1 protein-coding gene is annotated in these 1,219 nt (G+C 63.7%); it reads right to left on the bottom strand.

The annotated features are described in order from the left end of the window. Positions 1-101: 101 nt before the first annotated feature. Positions 102-1,217 (bottom strand): S8 family peptidase, encoded by a 1,116-nt coding sequence (locus tag HMPREF1137_RS05725; protein WP_007589894.1) that lies wholly within the window; start codon positions 1,215-1,217, stop codon positions 102-104. Positions 1,218-1,219: the final 2 nt, after the last annotated feature.

Raw genomic sequence — 1,219 nt, 5'->3', positions numbered from 1 at the left:
CCAGGGCGCAGGCGGCGGTGGTCAGGGCGCGCGCGGCGCGCCCCGCCACCCCCGCGTTTGAGCGGGGATGACGGGGCGCGTCAGACGTGTGTGTCATGTGGCTACTTTCGGTGGTAGGCGGGGCTGGTGCCGATGTGGGCCGTGAGGCCTTCGCGCACGAGTGCGTCTTCGTTGACCCCGCGATAGATGTAGCTGTCATCGTATTCGATCTCCCCGAAAGGGGCGATGCCGTCGATGTATTGCTGTACTTCGGCGGGGGTGGGGGTGGAGCCGCCGCCCTTGTCGGCCAGGGGGTTCTCGTCGGGGAACTGGGTGGGATCGGTCTTCATCATCCCGCCCATGTTGAGAGGACCGTAGCCGGTGTATTGGTTCCACTCGTGGTTGGGGTTGAGCCCGCTGTGGGTGACCAGTTGCAGGATCTGGTTGGGGGTTGCCTCGGGCCAGCGCGAGCGCGCCAGGGCGATCTGTCCGGCCACGATCGGGGTGGAGATGGAGGTTCCCTGCGTGTCGGTAATGGTGCCGGTGTCGTAGTCGCGCACCTTGATGGGCCCGCCCACGCCAGCGGCGACGACTCCTTGGCCCCACGAGGAATAGCTTGCAAACTGTCCGGTCGAATCGACCGCGGAAACGCCCACGGTGCCCGACCACCAGGCCAAGGACAGATGGTTTTCGTCACGTGCGTCGTTGCCCATAGGACCCACGATGATGACACCCTGAGCAATGGCGCGAGCGATAGCCCACTTCAAGGGCACCTGTTCGTGATTGGGGTCTGACGACGAGTAAGAGATGATCTGAGCGCCGTCGTTCATCGCCGTCTCGAATTGTGCAAAAGAAGTGCGCTTAAGACCCTTGTTGTCCTGCCTGCATTCGTTGGAAATCTCCTCGCCTTCAGCGGGCATGGCATAGGCGATAAGGGTGGCGTCGGGTGCGAGGCCGTAGTTTTTGGACACCAGGACGGAGGCAATGGCAGTCGCGTGCGTCTTCGTGGCGTTGGTCGCTTCGTACTTGCACAGTGTCTTAGTGGTGATGTTGGCGCCGGCCAGTTCGGGTGCGCTGGTGTCGACGGGGCCGTCGATCATGGCGATGGTGACGCCTGTGCCGGTGTATCCCTTGGCTCGGGTGGTGTCAAGTTTGTAGTAGGAGAAGTAGTCCTGGGTGGTGATGGTGTCGTCGGCCCTCGCAGGGGCCGGTGTGGCCGCAAGGGCGCCCGTGGCCACGG

This window comes from Actinomyces sp. ICM39 (assembly GCF_000282935.1).
Classification (GTDB): Bacteria; Actinomycetota; Actinomycetes; order Actinomycetales; family Actinomycetaceae; genus Pauljensenia; species Pauljensenia odontolytica_B.
Note: the sequence above shows the minus strand (reverse complement) of the source record. Positions and strands in the feature narration are given on the sequence as shown.